Genomic DNA, 516 nt, shown 5'->3' with positions numbered 1-516 from the left:
GCGTTKACAAAAATTCCATATAAAGCATAATCCACGGCCGTCTCAAAGTCTGCGTCGGCAAAAACGATGTTAGGTGACTTGCCGCCTAATTCGAGTGCAATGTTTTTAATATTTCCAGCTGCTTTTTGCATGAYGYTTCTWCCTGTYGASGTGCTGCCAGTRAACGAAAYCATATCAACTTTATCGCTTTCCGCTARTTCATTTCCTACTGTTSCMCCACCACCCATAACTAGRTTTGCAACGCCATCTGGTATGCCAACTTCTTYGATAATCTCRAAYAATTTAGTRGTSGTAAYCGGAGTKAYCTCGGMTGTTTTAAATACRAYCGTATTTCCTGCAGCAAGGGCAGGGGCTATTTTCCAAGCTCCMGTCAGTAAAGGRAAATTCCACGGAGCGATCAGTCCACATACCCCTACCGGCTCTCGAACAACCATAGCCTGTACCTAACATCGTTTTTGCCGACGCAGACTTTGAGACGGCCGTGGATTATGCTTTATATGGAATTTTTGTAAACGC

At 44.2% G+C, this 516-nt stretch carries 1 pseudogene; it reads right to left on the bottom strand.

Features of this window, described 5'->3' with window-relative positions:
* Window positions 1–443, bottom strand: a pseudogene (locus tag AC1DUW_RS32215) (aldehyde dehydrogenase family protein); the annotation flags it as partial.
* Between the last annotated feature and the right edge of the window lie 73 nt (window positions 444–516).

Source organism: Peribacillus sp. P4_C12, from assembly GCF_056402095.1.
Note: the sequence above shows the minus strand (reverse complement) of the source record. Positions and strands in the feature narration are given on the sequence as shown.